This window comes from Chryseobacterium urinae (assembly GCF_030518295.1).
GTDB lineage: Bacteria > Bacteroidota > Bacteroidia > Flavobacteriales > Weeksellaceae > Chryseobacterium > Chryseobacterium mucoviscidosis.
This window is the reverse complement of the sequence record NZ_JAULSJ010000034.1, coordinates 15,849-35,985: the sequence shown is the minus strand read 5'-3', so window position 1 is coordinate 35,985 and position 20,137 is coordinate 15,849. Positions and strand designations below refer to the sequence as shown.

Here is a 20,137-nt window from a genome sequence, read left to right as displayed (position 1 = left end):
TATAAAATTTTAATCTAAATCAGGTTTTTCTAACGGCTCCTGCTCTGCTTTGAACGTTTCGCCATAACCCACTTTGTGAAGTTTACTGTTTCTTAAACTATAGGTAAAGTAAATGACTACACCAAGCGCTAACCAACCCATAGAAAGGTATTTTGCTTCGTGGCTTAAGTTCCAGATCAGATAAAGGTTGATGCAGATTCCTAATGTTGCGATTACAGGAAGTGCAGGAACTTTAAATGTTCTTGGCATATTCGGTTCTTTTTTTCTTAAGATCCAAACCGCAACACAAACCATTGTAAATGCGAATAAAGTACCGAAACTCGTCATATCCGCCAGTTTACTGATTGGTGTAAACGCTGCTACAGTAGCGATAATGATTCCTAAAAGCATTAAACTTTTAGCCGGTGTTTTTCTTACAGGATGAACATCGCTGAACATTTTAGGAATAAGACCGTCTTTAGACATTCCCAGGAAAATTCTGGATTGTCCCATGATCATTACCATCAATACAGAAATCAAACCTACAGTTGCTGCAATCGTGATGATGTATCCAGCCCAACCCTGTCCTGCAATTTCGAATGCATACGCTACAGGTGCTTTAATTGCGTCCGGATATTTTCCTTGTGGATTGAAGTCTGAGTAATGCATCATCCCTGTTAAAACAAGAGATACCAAAATATATAATCCTGTACAAACCAAAAGTGAAACAATGATCGCAAACGGAACATCTTTTTTCGGGTTGATCGCTTCTCCAGCCTGTGTAGAAACGGCATCGAAACCTACATACGCGAAGAAAATTGCTGCCGCTCCGGAAATAATCCCCTGAATTCCATACGCTTCTTTAAGATTTTCTCCTTCTTTTACCATTGTAGCAGCAGGAATGAAAGGATTCCAGTTATCTGCATTAATGAAGAATGCTCCTGCAATAATCACGAAAAGAACCGCAGAAACCTTCATGATTACGATAAGGTTATTTGCTTTAGCCGCTTCTTTAGTTCCCTTGATAAGAATAGAGATTACAAAAATTACGATAAGGAATGCCGGTAAATTCATTGAAAAACCTTCTCCTGAATAACTTGCTGGATCTGAGGTAAGGTAATCCGGAAGATGAAGACCGAACATTTTTAACAACTTATTAAAATATCCCGACCAGGAAACGGCTACTGTCATAGATCCCATCGCATACTCGAGGATGAGTCCCCAACCGATGATCCATGCAAATATTTCTCCCACAGTTCCGTACGCATACGCATACGCTGAACCTTCAACAGGCAGAATAGATGCAAATTCTGAGTAACACAACGCTGCAAATACACAAGCAATTCCGGCAATAATGAAGGAAAGAGCCAATGCAGGTCCCGCATGATAATACGCTCCGGTTCCTGTAAGTACGAAAATTCCTCCACCAATAATAGCCCCGATTCCGATAGCTGTAAGACTCCATTTACCGAGTACTCTTTTGAGCTGACTGCTTTTCATATCATTTTCGAAAGCACTCATCGGTTTTTTGGTCCAAATTTTAGACATATTTTATTATTTATTAAAGATTTACGAAAATATAAAAAATTTAGAAACATTAACGTTTATTAATAATTTTTCCTTGTTAATTTTAAATTATGAAACTTAAAAATCTGATTTTCATAATATTTAAATCATTGCAAAGTAAGTGTTTTTTTATTTATTTTTGACCGCATGAATGTATACGATCTTTTCATAAAACCCTATGAAACCGCCTCTCTCACGCAGATTTTGCTGGAATTCTCAGCTACGGTATTCGGAATTTTAAGTGTTTATTTTTCAATTAAAAAAAATATCTGGGTTTATCCTACAGGAATTGTTTCAACTTTAATTTATGTGTATATTCTTTTTAATTTCGGGTTGCTCGGAGACTGTATGATTAATGTTTATTATACTGTAATGAGTGTTTACGGATGGATTCTGTGGGGAAAAAGTTCCCAGGATCACGTTCATGTGGAAGTAAGCTGGGCATCCAAAAAAGAATGGCTGTACGGAATTTTACTTTTCGTCTTAAGTTTAATCTTAGTAACGGTAGTGTATTATTTCAAGCCTTATATTGACAATAAGTTTTCCATGAAAGGTGTAGATTTAGGCTTGGATCATTTGGACTGGGGAAACTGGATGGATGTGATTACGACTTCCATTTTTCTGGTGGGGATGTGGTTTATGGCGAAAAGACGCATAGAGAACTGGATTTTCTGGATCATAGGAGATTTTATCTGCATTCCGATGATGATTTATAAGGAACTCGGAATCACTTCGGTTCAATATTTGGTATTTACATTTATGGCGATCCAGGGATACGCCAGTTGGAAAAAAAGTTATAAAGAAAAAAAGTACATTTAAAAACATGAAAAATTTATTTAAAATAGCATTCAGCTTAATTACAATGGCAAGTTTAACTTCCTGCGCGATATATTCGGATCCTTATGCCAATAATTACGGAGATCCTTATTATGACAACGGATATTATTATGCGCCTCAAGGATATTACGGAAATGGCGGATATTGGGGAAATGACGGATATTATTACAGAAACGACTACACGTATTATTATGATAACGGAATGCCTTATTATTACCAGAATTATAATAACTCCAGAAGAAAAGTATATGTTGAAAGAAGATCGGGATCGAACGGAACGACTTCTGCAAGACCTAATAACGGTTTCAGAGGCGGTGTAAACGACGGAAGTTCGAACGGAAGTTTCAGACCGAACAACGGACAGAATACCAACCAGAGACCGAATAACGGATTCAGAAATCCACAGCAGAATACAACAACTCCACGACCTCAAAACAACGGCGGTTTCCGAAATAATTCGGGGAACAGCAATTCAAACAGTGGTTTCAGAAATAATTCCGGAAGCAATACGAGTTCAAACAGCGGAGGATTCAGAAACAGTTCGGGAGCTTCGACTCCTCAACCGCAGACAACTTCTCCTCAACCAACGAGAAGCGGAGGCGGATTCAGATAAAACCATTATAAATAAGGAAACGGACAGCTAACACTGTTCGTTTTCGTTTTAATTATAGTAATTTTGCAGTTTCAATTTTTAAAACAAACATTCTATTAAGAAATATGGAATTTTATAAATATCAGGGTACAGGAAACGATTTTGTAATGATAGACAATCGTTCCGGAGAATGGGATGATCTTTCCATTGAAAATATTCAGAAACTTTGCGACCGCCGTTTCGGGATCGGAGCAGACGGACTTATCAAAATAAACACCGCGAAAGGGTATGATTTTGAAGTCGATTATTACAACTCAGACGGTTCTAAGAGCTTTTGCGGAAACGGAGCGAGATGTTCCGTAGCTTTTGCTTTTTTCCTTGATATTTTTGAAGGCAACTGCAAATTTACCGCTATCGATGGGGAACATATTGCCGAAATCCACAATGGAATTGTAAAATTAAAAATGAGCGATGTTACTACCATTTCCAATGACGGAGAGGATACGGTGATGGATACAGGTTCGCCGCATTACGTAAAATATGTAGAAGATATCATTAACTACAACGTTTTTGCGGAAGGAAACAGCATCAGAAATTCTGAAAATTATAAAGAAAAAGGCATCAACGTGAATTTTATGGAAAAAATTTCGGATGATGAGATTTTCGTAAGAACCTATGAACGAGGCGTTGAGGACGAAACATACAGTTGCGGAACCGGAGTTACAGCTTCGGCTTTAACTTTTCTGCAAAATAACCATCTAATCTCTGTAAAAGTTAAAACTTTGGGCGGAAATCTGAAAGTATATGCTGAAAAAAACGGAAACATTTTTCAGAATATCTGGCTCGAAGGTCCTGCAAAGCAGGTTTTTAGAGGTAAAATAGACCTTATTTAAAAAAGCAAAACTTTTAATCACCATTTAAATGAAGAAAGCTATTCTTATCATCATCCTGCTTGTTTTTGTAGCAGGCGGATTTTTTGGATTTAAATTTTACAGAAAATATTACGGTAATAATATCGAAAAAGACGGATATGTTTTGATTCCTCACCAAGCGAATTTTAAACAAATCCTTGATTCTGCGGCGAAATATGTTGACAATAAAGAAGCTTTTGAAGCTGTTGCGAAAGAAAAGGATCTTGACAAGTATTTCAAACCGGGACGTTATCATTTTCAGAAAGGTTTAGGGAATGCGAATTTGGTTAATATGATCAAAGCCGGAAATCAAAGTGAGAACAGTTTCAGAATTGGTGATTTTGGGGATGTTTATCAGATGATTGGAAAAGTAACAAAAAAAACAGAAGTAGATTCTTTAAAATTTGTGAATGATTTCAATTCGATTGCTGCCAAAAAAGGATATAACAATGCGGAAGATTTAAAAAAGTATTTCTTTATTGATACGTACAATTTTTTCTGGACGGTAACTCCGAAAGAATTTTTCAAAAAATTTGATGATCAGTACAATGAATTCTGGAACAACGAAAGAAAATCTAAAGAACAGCAATCCGGTTTAACAAGAGATCAGATTTATGCTTTAGCTTCTATTGTGTACAAGGAATCGGGAGGAAAAAAGGACGAACAGAAAACGATTGCAGGATTGTATCTTAACCGTTATAAAAAAGGAATGAAGCTTCAATCTGATCCCACAGTAATTTATGCAATCAATAAGCAAACGAATTTTAAGGAGCAGATCAAAAGGGTTTTTTATAAGCATCTGTCTACTCCATCGCCATACAACACGTATGCTAATAAAGGAATTCCTCCGGGACCTATTTGTGTGGTAGATAAAAATTCTGTGGATGCCGTACTGAATGCAGAAAAAAACGATTATATTTTTATGTGTGCCGATCCTGCGAGATTCGGATACCACAAGTTTACAGCGAGTGCAGAGCAACATGCTATTAATGCCAAAGCTTATCAGGACTGGCTGAATTCAAAAAATATAAAATAATAATCATATTAACTTTTTTTTAACAATTCTATAACTAACATTTGGCTTTTTAATTCGACATATACCTTACAAATAATAAATTAAACTTAATATTCTGAAATTTAAACACATTAACAATTTCATAATATTAAGCAAAATCTTTCACGATTTTACACAAAAAATACCTTATGAATCAGACGGAAATCATTAACATTTTTACAAAGAAAACCTTAGGGCTTACTTTTGTACTTTCGGCAGCGGCATTGGCTTTTGCACAGGAGAAGGTCGGTATTTCCGGGTCGGTTGTCAGCAAGAACAACCAGCCCGTTCCTTATGCTTCTGTTACCTTCAGTAACAAGGCAAACAAACAGTTCAGTGATGCTACGCTTACCGACGAAAAAGGTCAGTACAAGTTTGATCTTGTTCCGGGAGCTTATGATATTACTATTGAAGCAATCGATTACCAGAAAAGTGTAGTTAACAAACAAATTACTGCGGCAGGAAACATCGGTGCTTTATCAATCGACCCTGAAAAGAGTGCTACCAATCTGAAAACCGGAGACATTCAGGGAGTTGTGATCACCGCTCAGGCTACAAAGCCTTACAAGGTGGAACTGGATAAAAGAACATATGATCCGTCTCAGGATATTGTAAGTAAAGGTGGAAATCTTCAGGATGTCCTTTCCAACGTTCCTTCGGTTTCTGTAGACACAGACGGAACAGTTTCTATGAGAGGAAGTTCTAACGTAAAATTTTTGATCAACGGAAAACCTTCTGCCCTTCTGGGGATTGATGACGGAGCTAATGCTTTGCAGAGTATTCCGGCAGATCAGATCGAGAAAATTGAAGTAATTACCAACCCTTCATCAAAATTTGAGGCAAGCGGAACAGCAGGTATCTTAAATATTATTCTTAAGAAAAATAAGAAAACAGGCTTCAACGGAAGTGTTACCGGAACTTTAGGATATTTACCACAAACAAACCTTAATACCAATTTAAGCTGGAGAAAGGGAAGATTTACCTGGTTTCTTAATGGAGGCGGTGGCTACAGAGAATCTAAAAATACCCAAAGAAACAATGCTTATCTTTCTACAGGAGATTTCAGAGAAACGCATAACGAATCGATTTCTAAAAGCAAAAATGATAACTATAACGCAACCGGAGGTTTAGTTGTAGATCTTACCGACAAAACTTCAATCAACGCTTCGGGAACCGTAAGAACTTTTGACGGAACCAATACCGGAAATATCGATTATACCAATTATTCTTTCAGTAACGCAATTACGACAAGAAACAGAACCAGTATTGGAACCAACGATAACCTTGCGTTTCAGGGAGATTTTGGATTAGATCATAAATTTAACGATAAGGGACATAATTTATCCTTATCATTGAGTTTACAGAGTAATCGCTCCAATAATGGAAGTTATATTTACCAGACTCAAAACAGCTTTTTTGATTTAGAAAATAATATTGATCAAAAAACAAAGAATAAAACATTAATCGGTAAAGCAGATTATGAACTTCCAATAGGTGAAAACTCGAAATTAGAAGCGGGTTACAGAATAGATGTTAATAACAACAACTATCAGAACCTTGTAATGCAGAAAACATCTACATTGCCATTCATGCTTTATCTTGATGATTACACATACAATGCAAAGTATGAAGAAATGTTCAATGCAGGTTATGTTCAGTTCAAAAGCAAAATTGGTAATCTTGGTTATCAGTTAGGTCTGAGAAATGAGTATTCTACTATTGATATTGATTATCTGAATATGTCGGACGATACACAGAAAACAAAGAAGAACTACAACAATCTTTTCCCAAGTGTATTTTTGAGTTATGAAATCGCAAAAGACAATCAGTTTTTGTTAAACTATTCCCGCAGAATAGACAGACCGAGATCTTTCTTTTTGATTCCTAACCCAAGCTATAGCGATAATCAGAATATTTTTGACGGAAATATCGATCTGAATCCTTCTTATGTAGATTCTTACGAGTTAGGATACAGCATTTCAAAAAGTAAATTTACGATCAATCCAACATTGTATTTCAGACATCAGACTGATGATGTAAAGATTGTAACATACAACAAACAGGAATTAATTAATAATGTTCCGACCACGGTTTTCCATACCAAGCCTGTAAACGTTGGAAGCGATGACAGATTCGGTTTAGATTTAAACTTCAACTGGGATACTACAAAATGGCTGAAATTCTTAGGAAATGTAGATATTTTCGGATATAATACGAAAGGTGTTTTCTTTGATCCGGCTTTAATAAGCGAACCTCTTTCTTTTGAAGGAAGTGGATTAGCCGTAAGAGCAAGACTTACTTCTACCATTAAAGTTGATAAAACATTAAGCTTTCAGCTTCAGGGTTTCTACAGAGGAGGACAAAAAACACAGAGTGTTGACAGAAAAGATATGTATGCTCTGAATTTTGGAGCTTCAAAAACCATCTGGAAAGGAGACGGAACGATTTCATTCAACATTCAGGATATTTTCAATACCAGAGCAATGCAATCTACATCTTACGGACCTGGATTCAGCAGAGATTCTTATATGCAATGGCAGCCAAGACAATTTGCTTTATCTTTGACCTACAGATTCAAGCAAGGAAACGAAAAAGTAGAGCAGCCGAAACGTAAAAAAGACATCAACTCCAATGCAACCGGAGACGATCAGCAAGGAGGACCAATGTAATCCGCCTTTCATACAAACAGAAAATCCCGAAATTAAATTCGGGATTTTTTTATTTTGCAGCTTCTGCTCTTTCCAGTTTCTGAAGTTCGGCTTCGTAAATTCTTTTTCTTAAATCGCTAGAAGAAAACCTGTGATCTCTTTTATTGTAAAAAATCTCAATTCTTTTTTCTTCACAATATTTTTTTCCGGTGAAATCTCTGTCTAAATAATCGTCCCCGATAATTCTTACATCAATTACGAAAGATTTTAAAATATCCAGAAGATCTTCCTCTGTGTAATAAGGAATAATCTCATCAACAGCATTTACTGCTTTCAACTGAATATATCTTTCTACGATGGTCTGAGTCGGTTTATTTTTGGTTGGACGATCATGAGAGGGATCAATCTGCAAACCTACTATAAGGTAGTCACATACTGTTTTTGCTTCTTCAAGCATTTTAATATGTCCTGCGTGAAGCAAGTCGAATGACGAAAACGTAATGCCTATTCTTTGTGTTTTCATATAAATAAATTCTTCTTTGTACAAATTGTTAAATGTTTCTTGTCTCTAAATATTTCTGCCATTGCCAAACTGTTCTTAATGCCTCTTCCAGAGACGTTTCAGACTTCCAGTTAAGCTCTTTTTGGGCTCTATCTACGTTTGCATATGCAATGGTAATATCTCCTTCTCTTCTGTCGCAGATCTGGTAAGGAACTTTCACGTCATTTGCTGTTTCGAAAGCTTTTACTACTTCCAGAACCGATGAACCTTTTCCTGTTCCTAAGTTAAAAATATCAATCACAGCATGATCAGAATCGTCTGCCATTAATTTTTTCAATGATGCAACATGGGCTTTAGCCAAATCTACAATATAAATATAATCACGAACTGCTGTTCCGTCTTCGGTAGGATAATCATTTCCCCAAACATTTAGTTTTTCACGGATTCCTGCCGCAGTTTGCATCACGTAAGGTACTAAATTATTCGGAACTCCAATAGGTAACTCCCCGATTTTTGCTGAAGGATGCGCTCCGATTGGATTGAAATATCTTAATAAAGAAATTTTGCGGTGATATGCTTTTGCAAAATCAATCAGGATCTCCTCTCCCATCTGTTTTGTCTTTCCGTAAACGCTTTCAGGCATTTTTAACGGAGTATTTTCGTGGATCGGCATTTCATCCGCCTGTCCGTAAACCGTACAGGAAGAGCTGAAAATAAAGTTTGAAATTCCTCTTTCTTTAAATTCCTGTAGAATATTGATTAACGAAAACAAATTGTTCTCATAGTAATCAACAGGTTTTACCTGACTTTCGCCCACCGCTTTGAATGCCGCAAAGTTGATACATCCGTCAATTTCATGAGCATCAAAAACCTGCGTTAAAAGTTCTTTTCTTTTTAGATCGAAAGGATAAAAAATAGGTTTTTTTCCTGTAATTTCCTCAATATTTTTTAATATAAATCTCTCGGAGTGAGATAAATCGTCTACAATAACAACCTCAAAATTGCTATTCAGAAGCTCAACAACTGTATGCGAGCCGATATATCCTAAACCTCCTGTTACGAGTATTGCCATTTAATTATTTTTTAATCTTGATTTTCTCCTATTTGATTAATTTCTAACTGAAGATAATCAATTTTGAATCTATATTTTATTATTAAGAACTGCAGCCCGAACAATATTGAGTAAACAATTGGAGTCATAATATAATCCATATCGTTATTTCCAAAATCTCCCAAAAAGATTTTTTTAGAAATACCAAAAGTGATAATTAAAAAAATCAAAATTAGTGATATCGAAAAAGTTAAAACTGATATTTTATTCTTCTTAACTAATAAAATCAATGATTGAAAAGAAAGTATTTCAATTATGAATATCAATGCTGTATATATATCAAAAAGCAAATTACTTATTATTTTATTGTAAAGACCAAATCCAAATGCAATACAAAAAATAATATTAGTTAAAATAGCGATCCAATAAACAAATTTATATTTAAAAACCTTCTTTTCCATTTATCTCATTCCCCCATAAACTCCAACACCGCATCCGTAATATACTTCAGCTGCTCATCATCCAGTTCCGTGTGCATGGGAAGAGAAATTACCTGATCTAATAATTTATCGGTATTTACAAAATCAGCGTCGTTACTTTCCTGAAAATAGGCTTTTTGCTTTCTTAATGCTACCGGATAATAGATCATTGCCGGAATTTCCTTTTCAGCTAAGAATTTTTGCAAATCATTACGCTTTCCGTTCAGAATTCTTAAAGTATACTGGTGGAAAACGTGAGTAGAATATTCCGCTCTTTTTGGTGTTAAAATATGTTCATGTCCGGCAAAAGCTTCATCATAATAATCTGCTGCTCTTCCTCTCGCTTCATTATAATTATCCAGATGCGGAAGTTTTTTTCTCAAAATAGCAGCCTGAACACTGTCTAATCTTGAATTTACGCCAACCTCATCATGATAATATCTTTGGTACATTCCGTGGTTTACAATTCCTCTTAAACGGTGCGCCAGATCATCATTATTCGTGAAAATTGCTCCACCGTCTCCATAGCATCCTAAATTTTTAGAAGGAAAGAAAGAAGTAGTTCCCACCGTAGACATGGTTCCTGCTTTTTTTACAGTTCCGTCCGAAAAAGTGAATTCGGAACCGATTGCCTGTGCATTGTCTTCAATTACATATAAATTATGCTCTTCAGCAATTTTTAAAATTTCTTCCATATTCGAGCACTGCCCAAAAATATGTACCGGAATAATCGCTTTTGTTTTCGGAGTAATGGCTTTTTTAATCGCCTCCGTTGAAATGGTGAAAGTATCATAATCCACATCTACCAAAACCGATTTAAGTTTAAGCAAATGAATAACTTCCACCGTTGCCGCAAAAGTAAAATCTGCCGTAATGATCTCATCACCTTCCTTCAGATCAAGACCCATCAAAGCAATCTGAAGTGCATCTGTACCGTTTGCACAAGGAATAACATGTTTTACGTCCAAATAAGACTCTAATTCATTCTGGAAAGACTTTACTTCAGGACCGTTAATGAAAGCCGCTGAATCCATTACATTTAAAACTGCATTATCCACATCATTTTTTATCTTGTAATACTGACTTTGTAAGTCAACCATTTGAATCTTTTTCATAAATAAATATTTCTGTAAAAATAAGGAATTTAAAATCCCTTCAAAAATTTTATTGATTTTGTTTTATCTTTATACAAAATAAATACATGAAAAAAACTTTACTTTTTTGTCTTTTAGCAGGTTACTCTGTCAGTTTTGCACAGACATCGCTTGTTTTTGTATTTTTTAAAGACAAACCGAACAAGGCTGCATTCTATGCAAATCCGTTATCAGAATTATCTCAAAAATCCCTTAACAGACGTACTTCGTTAGGAATTACGCTGAATGATCAGGATGCTCCGATAGAACCGGCTTACATTACCAATATTCAGAATTTAGGATTCACCGTAACCGATTATTCAAAATGGCTGAATGGTGTCGCCGTGAATGCAACACCGGCTCAGATCACCATGCTTCAGGCACAGAATTATGTACTGTCTGTAGAAAGTTTTGCAAGAAATTCGTCAGGAGGAACAAAAATGAGTCATCAGAATAAATGGGACAATCCAATCAACGAGGCGAATAAAAATTTAACCACTTTTGATTATGGTTCTGGTTCTGCACAGATCGACCAGATCAATCTTCGCCCCCTCCATCTAGCAGGCTACACAGGAACCGGAGTTACCATTGCGGTAATTGATTCTGGATTTCCTTACGTAAATACAGGTTCTGCCTATTCAAGATTATGGACGAACGGACACATCAAAGGCGGATATGATTTTGTGGCTAAAGGAACAGACATTTACAATACTTCACTCAATAATCACGGTTCTGCTATTTTGGGTGCAATGGGAGGTTACATTCAGGATACTTTTGTAGGTTCCGCACCGGATGCCGATTTTTATCTTTACCGAAGTGAAAATGCTGCAATCGAAATTCCTGAAGAAGAACTGTACTGGATTGAAGCTGCAGAAGAAGCCGACCGTAAAGGAGTGGATATGATTACAACATCTCTGGGCTATGCTACTTTTGATGATCCGAAATACAACTATACTTACGCCAATATGAACGGAACAACTTCATTTATCGCAAGAGGTGCAGAAATTGCCGTCAACAAAGGAATTTTAACTTTATTCGCGGCAGGAAATTCAGGAGCTCAGACATGGCATTACATTTTAACTCCGGCAGATAATGCAAAAGTCTTTACCATCGGAGCCGTAGATTCTTCAGGAGCTTCTTCCACGTTCTCATCTTTCGGTCCGAATTCTGCGGGCGTTGTAAAACCCGATGCAAGTGCAAGAGGAACCGCTGCAACAAGTGTTATCAATAATAATTCAACCATTTCAGTTAACGGAACATCCATTGCCACTCCCATTGCTGCGGGAGGAGTCGCCTGTCTTATTCAGGCTTTTCCTACCATGAACAGAGATTTAATGAGGGATAAATTAAGACAGAACGCATCACTTTATCCGAATCATACCGATCAGATGGGATTTGGAATTTTAAATTTCGGAGGTCTTTACAATAACGTTTTAAGCACTTCGGAACTGGTAAAAAGAAATAATATTGCCATTTTTCCGAATCCTGTTAAAAATATTCTGAATGTGGCTTCGGAAAGTGATGTTTTATCTTTGGAAGTTTACGATAACTTAGGAAGATTCATTACAAAAACCAATAATCAAAAGTCTGTAAAAGTCGAAGATTTTGCAAAAGGTGTTTATTACCTGAAAATCCAGACGAAGGATAAAATTTACTACGAAAAATTCATAAAAGAATAAACTGAAAAACCTCTCAATGCGAGAGGTTTTCTTATTATTCCCGAAGGCTGAGCGAAGCCGAAGCCTGATATCTAATTGCAAATCATCATTCAGTAAAATCTAAGCAAAATGTTTATAGATTCTGCATTCCGTTTCACTGCATTCAGAATGACACACGGATTATTTATTATTAAGCCGAATTTCTGCTTGCATTAATATTTCCGAATAAAGAACGCGTCACCAGTTTTCCATATGCTTCCAGATCGCCTTCTCCTTTCTGAATTTTCATTAATGCATATTGCTGAATGCTCAGCAAAGGCAAAACGATTCTCTCGCGGATTTTCACCGATTTTCTGGAAAGCGGATCTTCTTCCTGAAGCATTTTAAAGCCAGTTAATTCCAGCATGATATTTTTGGAAAGATTGTATTCATCAAACAGAACATTCCAGAAAGCACCGAATTTCGGGTTGTTTTTAATATAATACGTCAAAGGAAAATACGTCTTGTTCATACTCATCATCGAGTTTAAAACCAACGTTTTAAAGAAATCCGAACCTTTGTACAATTCTCTTACCTCATCAAATCGTCCCTGTTCTTTAAGCTGCTGCATTGCAAAACCGAATCCGAAGAATCCCGGAACATTCTGCTTCAACTGCGACCATGATCCAACAAAAGGAATCGCTCTTAAATCTTCAAATTTAAGCTCACTTCCGCCTCCTCTTTTCGACGGACGGCTTCCGATATTTGTTTTTCCGTAATATTCGAGCGTACTCATTTCCTGCAAATAAGGAACAAACATAGGATGCGCTTTCAGATCGGAATATTTTTGATAACTGATTTCAGCCAGTTCGATAATTAACGCCCTTTCTTTTTCTGTAAGTTCTTTTTTCGCATTTTTGAAAACATCATTCTCCACACCGGCTGTTAAAAGCTGTTCGAAGTTATATTTTGCCTGTTCTTTATTTCCGAAAATACTCGTAATCGTCTGTCCCTGAATCGTTAATTCAATTTTATTATTCGCAATGGTTTTCCCCTGTGAAGCATAGAAATCGTGGGTTTTTCCGCCTCCTCTTGCGGGAGGACCGCCTCGACCGTCGAAGAACACTACTTTAATTCCGTTTTGCTCGGAAAGTTTCGTTAACACTTCTTTGGCTTTATAAATTTCCCAGTTCGCTTTCAGGTAACCGCCATCTTTAGTTCCGTCCGAGAAACCTAACATAATGGTCTGCTGATTTCCTCTTCTTTCCAGATGCCTTTTGTAAACAGGATTCTGGTACAATTCGTTCATTACATTTTCTGCGTTAGCAAGACCTTCCATTGTTTCGAAAAGCGGAACGATATCCATATTGATTTTATCTTCCTGATAACCGCAGACTTTGAAAAACGCATACACATTCATTACATCTTTTACCGCATCGGAATTGGAAATAATATACCGGTTCATTCCTCTCAATCCGTTCAGTTGCTGGATTTCTGAAATTTGGGAAACCGTAAGCAAAGTATCTTTTACAATATCTTTAAAATCATCCGGATTTACTTTTTCAGTAACCTGAATTATCTTATTGAATTTTTCTTCGTGCGTCGCATCATTGGCTCCGAATACTTTAGCAAAAACCTCATCAATCACTTTCTGATGGATTCTGCTGTCCTGTCGAACGTCCAGAGTCGCAAAATGTGTCCCGAAAATCTTCACACGGTCTTTGAAATTCACCAACTGATCAAGGAACAATGAATTGTGCTGCTCCACGAGGATTTTTTGGGCTTCTTCCAGTCTTTTGATAATATCATCTACCGTAATTTTTTCATTTCTGAAAATCGCGGAATACAGTTCGTTGCTCAGTTTTGTTAAAACCTCCGAAACACCTCTGAAACTCAATCTTCTTCGAACCGATTTCAGGTTGTTGTAATAGGCTTTTAAAATTGCAGTATGCAGTTCTTCCGCCACTCTTTTCGTGACTTCTGCTGTTACAAAAGGATTTCCGTCACGGTCTCCTCCGGGCCAGAAACCAAGCTGGATCAGATCTTCATGCAAATGAAAATGGTCGTTTTCGAATGTCGTTTTTATTTTCGTGAAAAGTTCTCCGATGGTATCGTAATATACGTATCTCAGATAATAAATGATGCTCAACGCTTCATCAATCGGAGTCGGTTTTTCTTTATTGACAAACGGTGTTTTCCCCAACTGCTGCAAAAGCATATCGATATTCGTGATAGAATCGGTTGTAATGGCATTTCTGAGATCGTGAAGAATTCTCTGTACAGAATTCGGGTAAAACTGTGTAGGATGCGCCGTAAACACGATTTTGATGGCAAAATCTTTCAGTTTTTCACGCACTTTTTCGAGTTTATGATCCTGAAGCGAACGTTCGTACATATTGGTTACCGTTCCGTTATCACTTTCGGAATGCAGGTTCGGAAATGCAGCATCCTCAATACTATCAAACAAAACTACCTGTCTTTCAATATATTGGATAATTTTGAAAAGAAGTTCTGTTTTCTGTTCTTCAGTCTGCAGATCGGTATGATTTTTAAAGAATTCTTCAACGATTTCTTCAGGCGTTTTTCCGGCTTCGTAGCCGATTTTGCTTTCTTCACAAAGGAACGGAAGCAGCATCCCGATATTCGTCATTTTATCATAAGGCAGGCTCATAAACAATGAATTGTAGATCTGGAACTTATTTTCCACGATCTGCCTGAATTTTTCTGCGCGTTGGTCGTGTATCATAATAACAAATGTAGGGGATTTTGGGTGGAATTCAAATGGGATTTTGCTTAATTTTTATAAATATTTTTTACAAAATAAAAGAGATTTAGCTTTAAAATGTATCTTCGCAAGAATTAAAAAAACACATGATAAAACAAAAATTTGGGACTGCATTATTCTGTATTTTGACAATTATTTGTTTAATAGTTGCCATCTTTTTTTCTAAGCAAGATCTTTTTTTTACAATTATTCCTTCTCTTGGCTCTTTGATATGTGCATTATGTGCTGTTTCGGAAAATATTTATCATAAAAATAGAAATGTTTTTATGGATGATAATAGTCTTCTTAGTGAAGCCAATATTAATTATTCAAAACTATCTTTGGCAATTAGTGTCATTGGATATTTGGTATTTATTATTCTCGGAATGTATTTTATTAAACTTGCAGGGTTAGACTATACAAAATATAAAAGAGGTGATTATTTTATGATTGGTATTAGCGCTTTTTTTATTATTAGCTATAGTATCAAAATTATAAAAGTAATTAAAAAATATTCGGCGAAAAACATTTTAATAATTAGCAATAATGGAATTCAACTAAATCATGAATACATGATATGGAGTAATATCAAAAATGAAAAAATACTCATCAAAAAAGAAGTTACAGAATATTCGAAGTATGAAACTGAAGTGAAGTATCTTTCCCTTTATCATAAAAATAAGAAAATTGAATTTAAAATAGATAATTTAGACACTCCTGATTATTTTATTGAGCAATATTTGAAACTTTATAAAAATCGCTTTCTAAAACCAAATTTTGGAAGCAGTTTCAAAAAAATGCCTGAAAAAGACTTTTCAGCTTTTGAGAGTATTCCAAAAATTGATGATCTATTTTCTCTTGATGAAAAAGAACTTCAGAAAAATCTTGATAACATTGGAGTTTTAGCTAAAAATAATCCAGATGAATTGAAGTCTTATTGCGAAAGCATTACAAATTTTGAGGAAACCAATCTGGATTCTATTTATTATGCATTATCTGAAAACGCTGAAGACTGGAAAGACTTTCTTGATAATGAATTTATAAGACTTTTTGAAATCACTAAAAAAAGTCCTGCTTCTAATAGTATCTTCACTATTTTAGATGAGATATTATATGAGCTTGAACCATCTCAGTCTCCACGAAAAATAATCGATTATTTGTATAAAGAACTTAGTAACAAAAATGATAAAATCAGGCTGAAAGCACTTAATCTAATAAATGCGTGGCTGGAAGAAGAAGATATCAGTAGAAGTAATATAATTATTCAAAAAATTTTAACGATGACCAAAGATAACAACTGGAAAATCAGATGGTGCACTCATGATATTCTTTCCTCATATAATATTTTTAGTGATGATGAAATTGCGATTTCTTTTGTAGATAAGTTGAAAGCAAAAGTAAACAATCAGTATGAAATTGATTCAGAATAAGCTTCTAAAATAAATTAAACTTTTCACTCTGTAATAAATTTGTAATTTTACATTCTACACCAATTTGAATCCCATGAAAAAAATACTCCTATTTTTACTTCCCCTTCTCCTTTTCTCCGCCTGCGGTGAAGATTGCTACAATGCGCCACAACCGATTGCTTTTAAATTTGTGGATTCCAACGATGTGAATCTGATTACAGACGGAACGCTTACCAATTATTCGGTGAAGGAGAAAAACCAGACCAATATTCAGCTTACGAAAACCAATGATGATATGGTTATTCTGGAAAATGTGGGTGCTTACAACGGAACGAAAAATTATACCTTTACTTCCAATATTAAAAATTTCACTTTTACGATACAATCATCTGAATTTAAAGGAGGCTGCGATGGTTTTCAGATCAACAAACTCACCTTTACTGGCATTGGAATTGATGTGAAAGACGAGAACGGCTACTACAAAATTATTTTCCAGTAAATTTCTGTTCGCTACATTTGCAAAAACAAAAGAATGAAAGTATTATTTCCGGTTTTACTGCTTTGCTTAGGTTTGATATTCAGCCAGAAAACCGTTCCTTCAGACTTCAAAAAAATTCCGGAAATCCTTGATAATACAGAACTGCTCTACCCTTTTATCGTTCCGGATAAGAAATACGAATACTGGAGTGTTCTCAGAAACAATCCCGATCCCGATAAAGCCATTATTTACGAAAGCCAGATGCCTGATCTGATGACGTTGAATGATCCTGCACCCGAAAAAGGATTTTTTCAGAAATGTATCGGCGAAAATTGCTTTTCCTATATTTTAGCCTGTGAAAAAAGCCGGTCGAAATACTTTTCAAACGAACAGCAGTTAAGAGATTTTATCGGTTTTGTAGATAATCTTCCGGAAGCTATTTTAATTGCCAATACTTTCGGATATACGGTTGACAGTTCCAATCAGCTGGGAAGTTCATATAAAATTGAAGATCAGTACATTTCGCTGTATCTTTCAAAATCTAAAAACAATTCTGAAACTAAAGAATCTTTTTTCATTAAAATCAATAGAAAAACAGGAAAATTGGAGGTAAAAAGTAATGGAGCTTATTAAAGTTTTTTTGTTTTTTTGTCATTCTGAATGGAATTTTGCGAAACAATACGCAATAAATAATCTCTTGAAGATCAAATACATATCTTTTTTTAACCGCAAAAGCCACAAAAGATTCTTAGGCTTAATTAAAGCTAACAAGCATAATAGAAAAAGCACACAATAGTTTTTAAAAATCTCTGATTTTTATTCTTTTGAGAACTTTTATTATTCTGAAATTTGGCTTTATTATCATCTTTTGTGACTTTTGTGGTTAAATTCCTCTGTCATTCTGAATGGAATTTCGCGCAGCAATATGCAATGAAGAATCCCTTAGTCTGAAGTAATTTTAGATTTTTCGACTCCACTTTGTTTCGCTCAAAATGACAGTGTTACACATTAAATACAAGAATTTTATTAGTCACATAAGATTTTAAAATGATTCTAAGCTTTATATCAGAACACATTAGTTTTTGAAAATCTTTGATTTTCTTCTTATGTGATCTTTTAATGGGTAATCGACAAAATTCAATAGTTTTAATAAAAGAGAATCATTAAAATTTTAAAACTTTATTAACTCAGTTTTTATGTGGTATTGCGTAATTTTGAATTCAAATAAATTTAAGAACAATGCTTAATTTCGAACTAAAAAATCCAACCAAAATACTTTTCGGAAAAGGTGAAATTGCTAAAATTTCAAAAGAAATCCCCGCAGATGCCAAAGTTTTAATGATTTACGGAGGCGGAAGCATCAAAAACAATGGTGTTTACGATCAGGTAAAAGAAGCTTTAAAAGGTCATGAAGTGCATGAATTCGGCGGAGTTCCAGCCAATCCGGAATATGAAGTGTTGATTAATGCTTTAAACTTTATCAAAGAAAATAATATTACTTTTCTTTTGGCTGTCGGAGGCGGATCTGTGATCGATGGAACAAAGTTTCTTTCCGCTGCTGCAAATTATGATGGAGAACCGTGGGAAATTCTTACGAAACCTGTAAGAACTTTTGAAGGGGAAGGAATACCTTTCGGGAGTGTTCTTACGCTTCCTGCAACCGGGTCTGAGATGAATTCGGGGTACGTAATTTCGAGAAGAGAAACCAACGAAAAATTGTCTTCGGGAGGTCCTGGTTTATTTCCTCAGTTCTCGGTTCTGGATCCGGAAGTGGTGAGATCCATTCCGCAAAGACAGATCGTTAACGGTTTAACGGACGCTTATACTCACGTTTTGGAACAGTATATGACGGCTCCTTCTTCGGCAGATCTTCAGGAAAGAATTGCTGAAAGTATTCTGATCAGTATACAAGAAACTGCTCCGAAAGTTCTGGCGGAGGAATTTGATTATGACGCAGCCGGAAATTTCATGTGGTGTTGTACAATGGCTCTGAACGGACTGATTCAGAAAGGTGTGATTACAGACTGGGCGGTTCACGCGATGGGACACGAACTGACGGCTTATTTCGGGATCGATCACGCAAGAACTTTAGCCATTATTGCGCCATCGCATTACCGTTATAATTTTGAATCCAAGAAAGGTAAACTGGCTCAGTATGCGGAAAGAGTCTGGGGAATTAAAGACGGAACGGTTGATGAAAAAGCGGAACTGGGTATCAAAAAACTGGAAGAATTTTTCCACAGCCTGAATATTGACACGAAACTTTCTGAATATACGGAGGTTTATAAAGGAACGGCTGAAAGAGTGGAAAAAGCATTCACTGAGAGAAACTGGCTTGGTTTGGGAGAATATAAAAAACTGACTCCTCAAGATGCTTCTAAAATTGTGGAAATGAGCTATTAAAAGCCGAAAGTTCCAGATCCGAAGAGGGAAGTTTATTGCTATGCTGTAAAAAATAAACCAGACAGGGATAAACTTTCCTCTTACAATTTTTGTTCCAATTTGCTTTTTCTGTAATCAATCGTTTAAAAAACCTTAATTTCATTAGAGATATTTCAAATTTATTTATATTTTAGCATATTCTTAAATTTGTAAAAATGAAAAAACAATTACTTTTATTTGCCTTTTCAGCGTTAGCGCTTACTTCATGTAACGATGATGATATCCAGGGTTATGAAATGGATATGATGAAAGGTGATTGGAAGATCAGTAAAAAAGAAACAATATCAGGAAAAGACGATAAATTTGTAATCGGTACTACAACGCCTACAGGATGTTCTGTGAATGATAAACTTGAGTTCAGAACAGATTATTACACCTCTTTTACAACGTATGGAGGAACTGGTACAAACTGTAATGTTGTGGCAAAAGTAGAAGGAAAATATGAGTATAATTCTGAAACAAAAGATTTAACCGTTACCTACACAGGAAACAGTGCTGTGAAATACAGAATTGTAGTTCTTACGAGTTCTGAGATGAGAATAAAGCAAATGTCCGGCAATATAGATCAAGACGGCGATACGATACCGGATGCGGAATATATTACCTACAAAAGATAAAAAAGAAAACTCTCGAAAAATTCGGGAGTTTTTTCTTG

The 20,137-nt window shown here is 35.6% G+C and carries 17 protein-coding genes; 11 read left to right on the top strand and 6 right to left on the bottom strand.

All coding sequences use genetic code 11. The annotated features are described in order from the left end of the window. Positions 1–9 precede the first annotated feature (9 nt). A complete protein-coding gene (locus QWT87_RS17485; protein WP_302717603.1) occupies positions 10–1,527 on the bottom strand; it encodes an APC family permease in 1,518 nt (505 codons plus the stop codon). 165 nt (positions 1,528–1,692) lie between these two features. Here QWT87_RS17485 and pnuC point away from each other — a divergent pair, with 165 nt between their 5' ends. The 5 genes from pnuC (at position 1,693) to QWT87_RS17460 (ending at position 7,608) form a co-directional block, all read left to right on the top strand. Continuing rightward, positions 1,693–2,364 carry a nicotinamide riboside transporter PnuC gene (gene pnuC, locus QWT87_RS17480; RefSeq protein ID WP_302717602.1) on the top strand — a complete coding sequence of 224 codons (672 nt, stop codon included), beginning with the start codon at positions 1,693–1,695 and terminating at the stop codon, positions 2,362–2,364. Between the two features lie 4 nt (positions 2,365–2,368). Next, entirely contained in the window at positions 2,369–2,995 is a 627-nt protein-coding gene (locus tag QWT87_RS17475; protein WP_302717600.1) for a hypothetical protein, read from the top strand. 104 nt (positions 2,996–3,099) lie between these two features. After that, positions 3,100–3,867, top strand: coding sequence for a diaminopimelate epimerase (dapF, locus tag QWT87_RS17470; RefSeq protein ID WP_302717598.1), 768 nt, complete (start codon positions 3,100–3,102; stop codon positions 3,865–3,867). Positions 3,868–3,895: 28 nt separating this feature from the next. Then, the gene (mltG, locus tag QWT87_RS17465) at positions 3,896–4,921 is read left to right on the top strand and encodes an endolytic transglycosylase MltG (RefSeq protein ID WP_302717596.1); all 1,026 of its coding nucleotides are present in this window, start codon (positions 3,896–3,898) and stop codon (positions 4,919–4,921) included. Between the two features lie 167 nt (positions 4,922–5,088). After that, positions 5,089–7,608 carry a TonB-dependent receptor domain-containing protein gene (locus QWT87_RS17460; protein WP_302717594.1) on the top strand — a complete coding sequence of 840 codons (2,520 nt, stop codon included), beginning with the start codon at positions 5,089–5,091 and terminating at the stop codon, positions 7,606–7,608. A gap of 49 nt (positions 7,609–7,657) precedes the next feature. Here the strand turns inward: QWT87_RS17460 and QWT87_RS17455 are convergent, their stop codons facing one another. Genes QWT87_RS17455 through QWT87_RS17440 form a run of 4 tightly spaced genes read right to left on the bottom strand, consistent with a single transcriptional unit; the run spans position 7,658 to position 10,734 of the window. After that, positions 7,658–8,110 (bottom strand): adenylyltransferase/cytidyltransferase family protein, encoded by a 453-nt coding sequence (locus QWT87_RS17455; protein WP_302717592.1) that lies wholly within the window; start codon positions 8,108–8,110, stop codon positions 7,658–7,660. A 28-nt stretch (positions 8,111–8,138) separates the two neighbouring features. Next, positions 8,139–9,161: a UDP-glucose 4-epimerase GalE gene (gene galE / locus QWT87_RS17450; RefSeq protein WP_302717590.1), complete on the bottom strand. Its 1,023-nt coding sequence runs from the start codon at positions 9,159–9,161 to the stop codon at positions 8,139–8,141. 11 nt (positions 9,162–9,172) lie between these two features. Further along, positions 9,173–9,601 carry a hypothetical protein gene (locus QWT87_RS17445; RefSeq protein ID WP_288458897.1) on the bottom strand — a complete coding sequence of 143 codons (429 nt, stop codon included), beginning with the start codon at positions 9,599–9,601 and terminating at the stop codon, positions 9,173–9,175. A 5-nt stretch (positions 9,602–9,606) separates the two neighbouring features. Further along, on the bottom strand, positions 9,607–10,734 hold the full coding sequence (locus QWT87_RS17440) for a DegT/DnrJ/EryC1/StrS family aminotransferase (protein ID WP_302717587.1): 1,128 nt from the start codon (positions 10,732–10,734) through the stop codon (positions 9,607–9,609). Positions 10,735–10,820: 86 nt separating this feature from the next. On the opposite strand from QWT87_RS17440, the gene QWT87_RS17435 reads away from it, so the two are divergent. After that, positions 10,821–12,431, top strand: coding sequence for a S8 family peptidase (locus tag QWT87_RS17435; RefSeq protein ID WP_302717584.1), 1,611 nt, complete (start codon positions 10,821–10,823; stop codon positions 12,429–12,431). Positions 12,432–12,600: 169 nt separating this feature from the next. Here QWT87_RS17435 and QWT87_RS17430 read toward each other — a convergent pair whose 3' ends face one another. Further along, entirely contained in the window at positions 12,601–15,135 is a 2,535-nt protein-coding gene (locus tag QWT87_RS17430; protein ID WP_302717582.1) for a phosphoenolpyruvate carboxylase, read from the bottom strand. A 125-nt stretch (positions 15,136–15,260) separates the two neighbouring features. Here QWT87_RS17430 and QWT87_RS17425 point away from each other — a divergent pair, with 125 nt between their 5' ends. The 5 genes from QWT87_RS17425 (at position 15,261) to QWT87_RS17405 (ending at position 20,099) form a co-directional block, all read left to right on the top strand. Further along, on the top strand, positions 15,261–16,583 hold the full coding sequence (locus QWT87_RS17425; RefSeq protein ID WP_302717581.1) for a hypothetical protein: 1,323 nt from the start codon (positions 15,261–15,263) through the stop codon (positions 16,581–16,583). Positions 16,584–16,656: 73 nt separating this feature from the next. After that, positions 16,657–17,061, top strand: a complete 405-nt coding sequence (locus QWT87_RS17420) for a hypothetical protein (protein ID WP_302717579.1) — start codon at positions 16,657–16,659, stop codon at positions 17,059–17,061. 33 nt (positions 17,062–17,094) lie between these two features. Then, positions 17,095–17,673, top strand: a complete 579-nt coding sequence (locus QWT87_RS17415; RefSeq protein WP_302717577.1) for a hypothetical protein — start codon at positions 17,095–17,097, stop codon at positions 17,671–17,673. 606 nt (positions 17,674–18,279) lie between these two features. Further along, a complete protein-coding gene (locus tag QWT87_RS17410) occupies positions 18,280–19,443 on the top strand; it encodes an iron-containing alcohol dehydrogenase (RefSeq protein ID WP_302717575.1) in 1,164 nt (387 codons plus the stop codon). A 194-nt stretch (positions 19,444–19,637) separates the two neighbouring features. After that, complete coding sequence (locus tag QWT87_RS17405) at positions 19,638–20,099, top strand: lipocalin-like domain-containing protein (RefSeq protein ID WP_302717573.1); 462 nt, start codon at positions 19,638–19,640, stop codon at positions 20,097–20,099. The last annotated feature ends 38 nt before the right edge of the window (positions 20,100–20,137 follow it).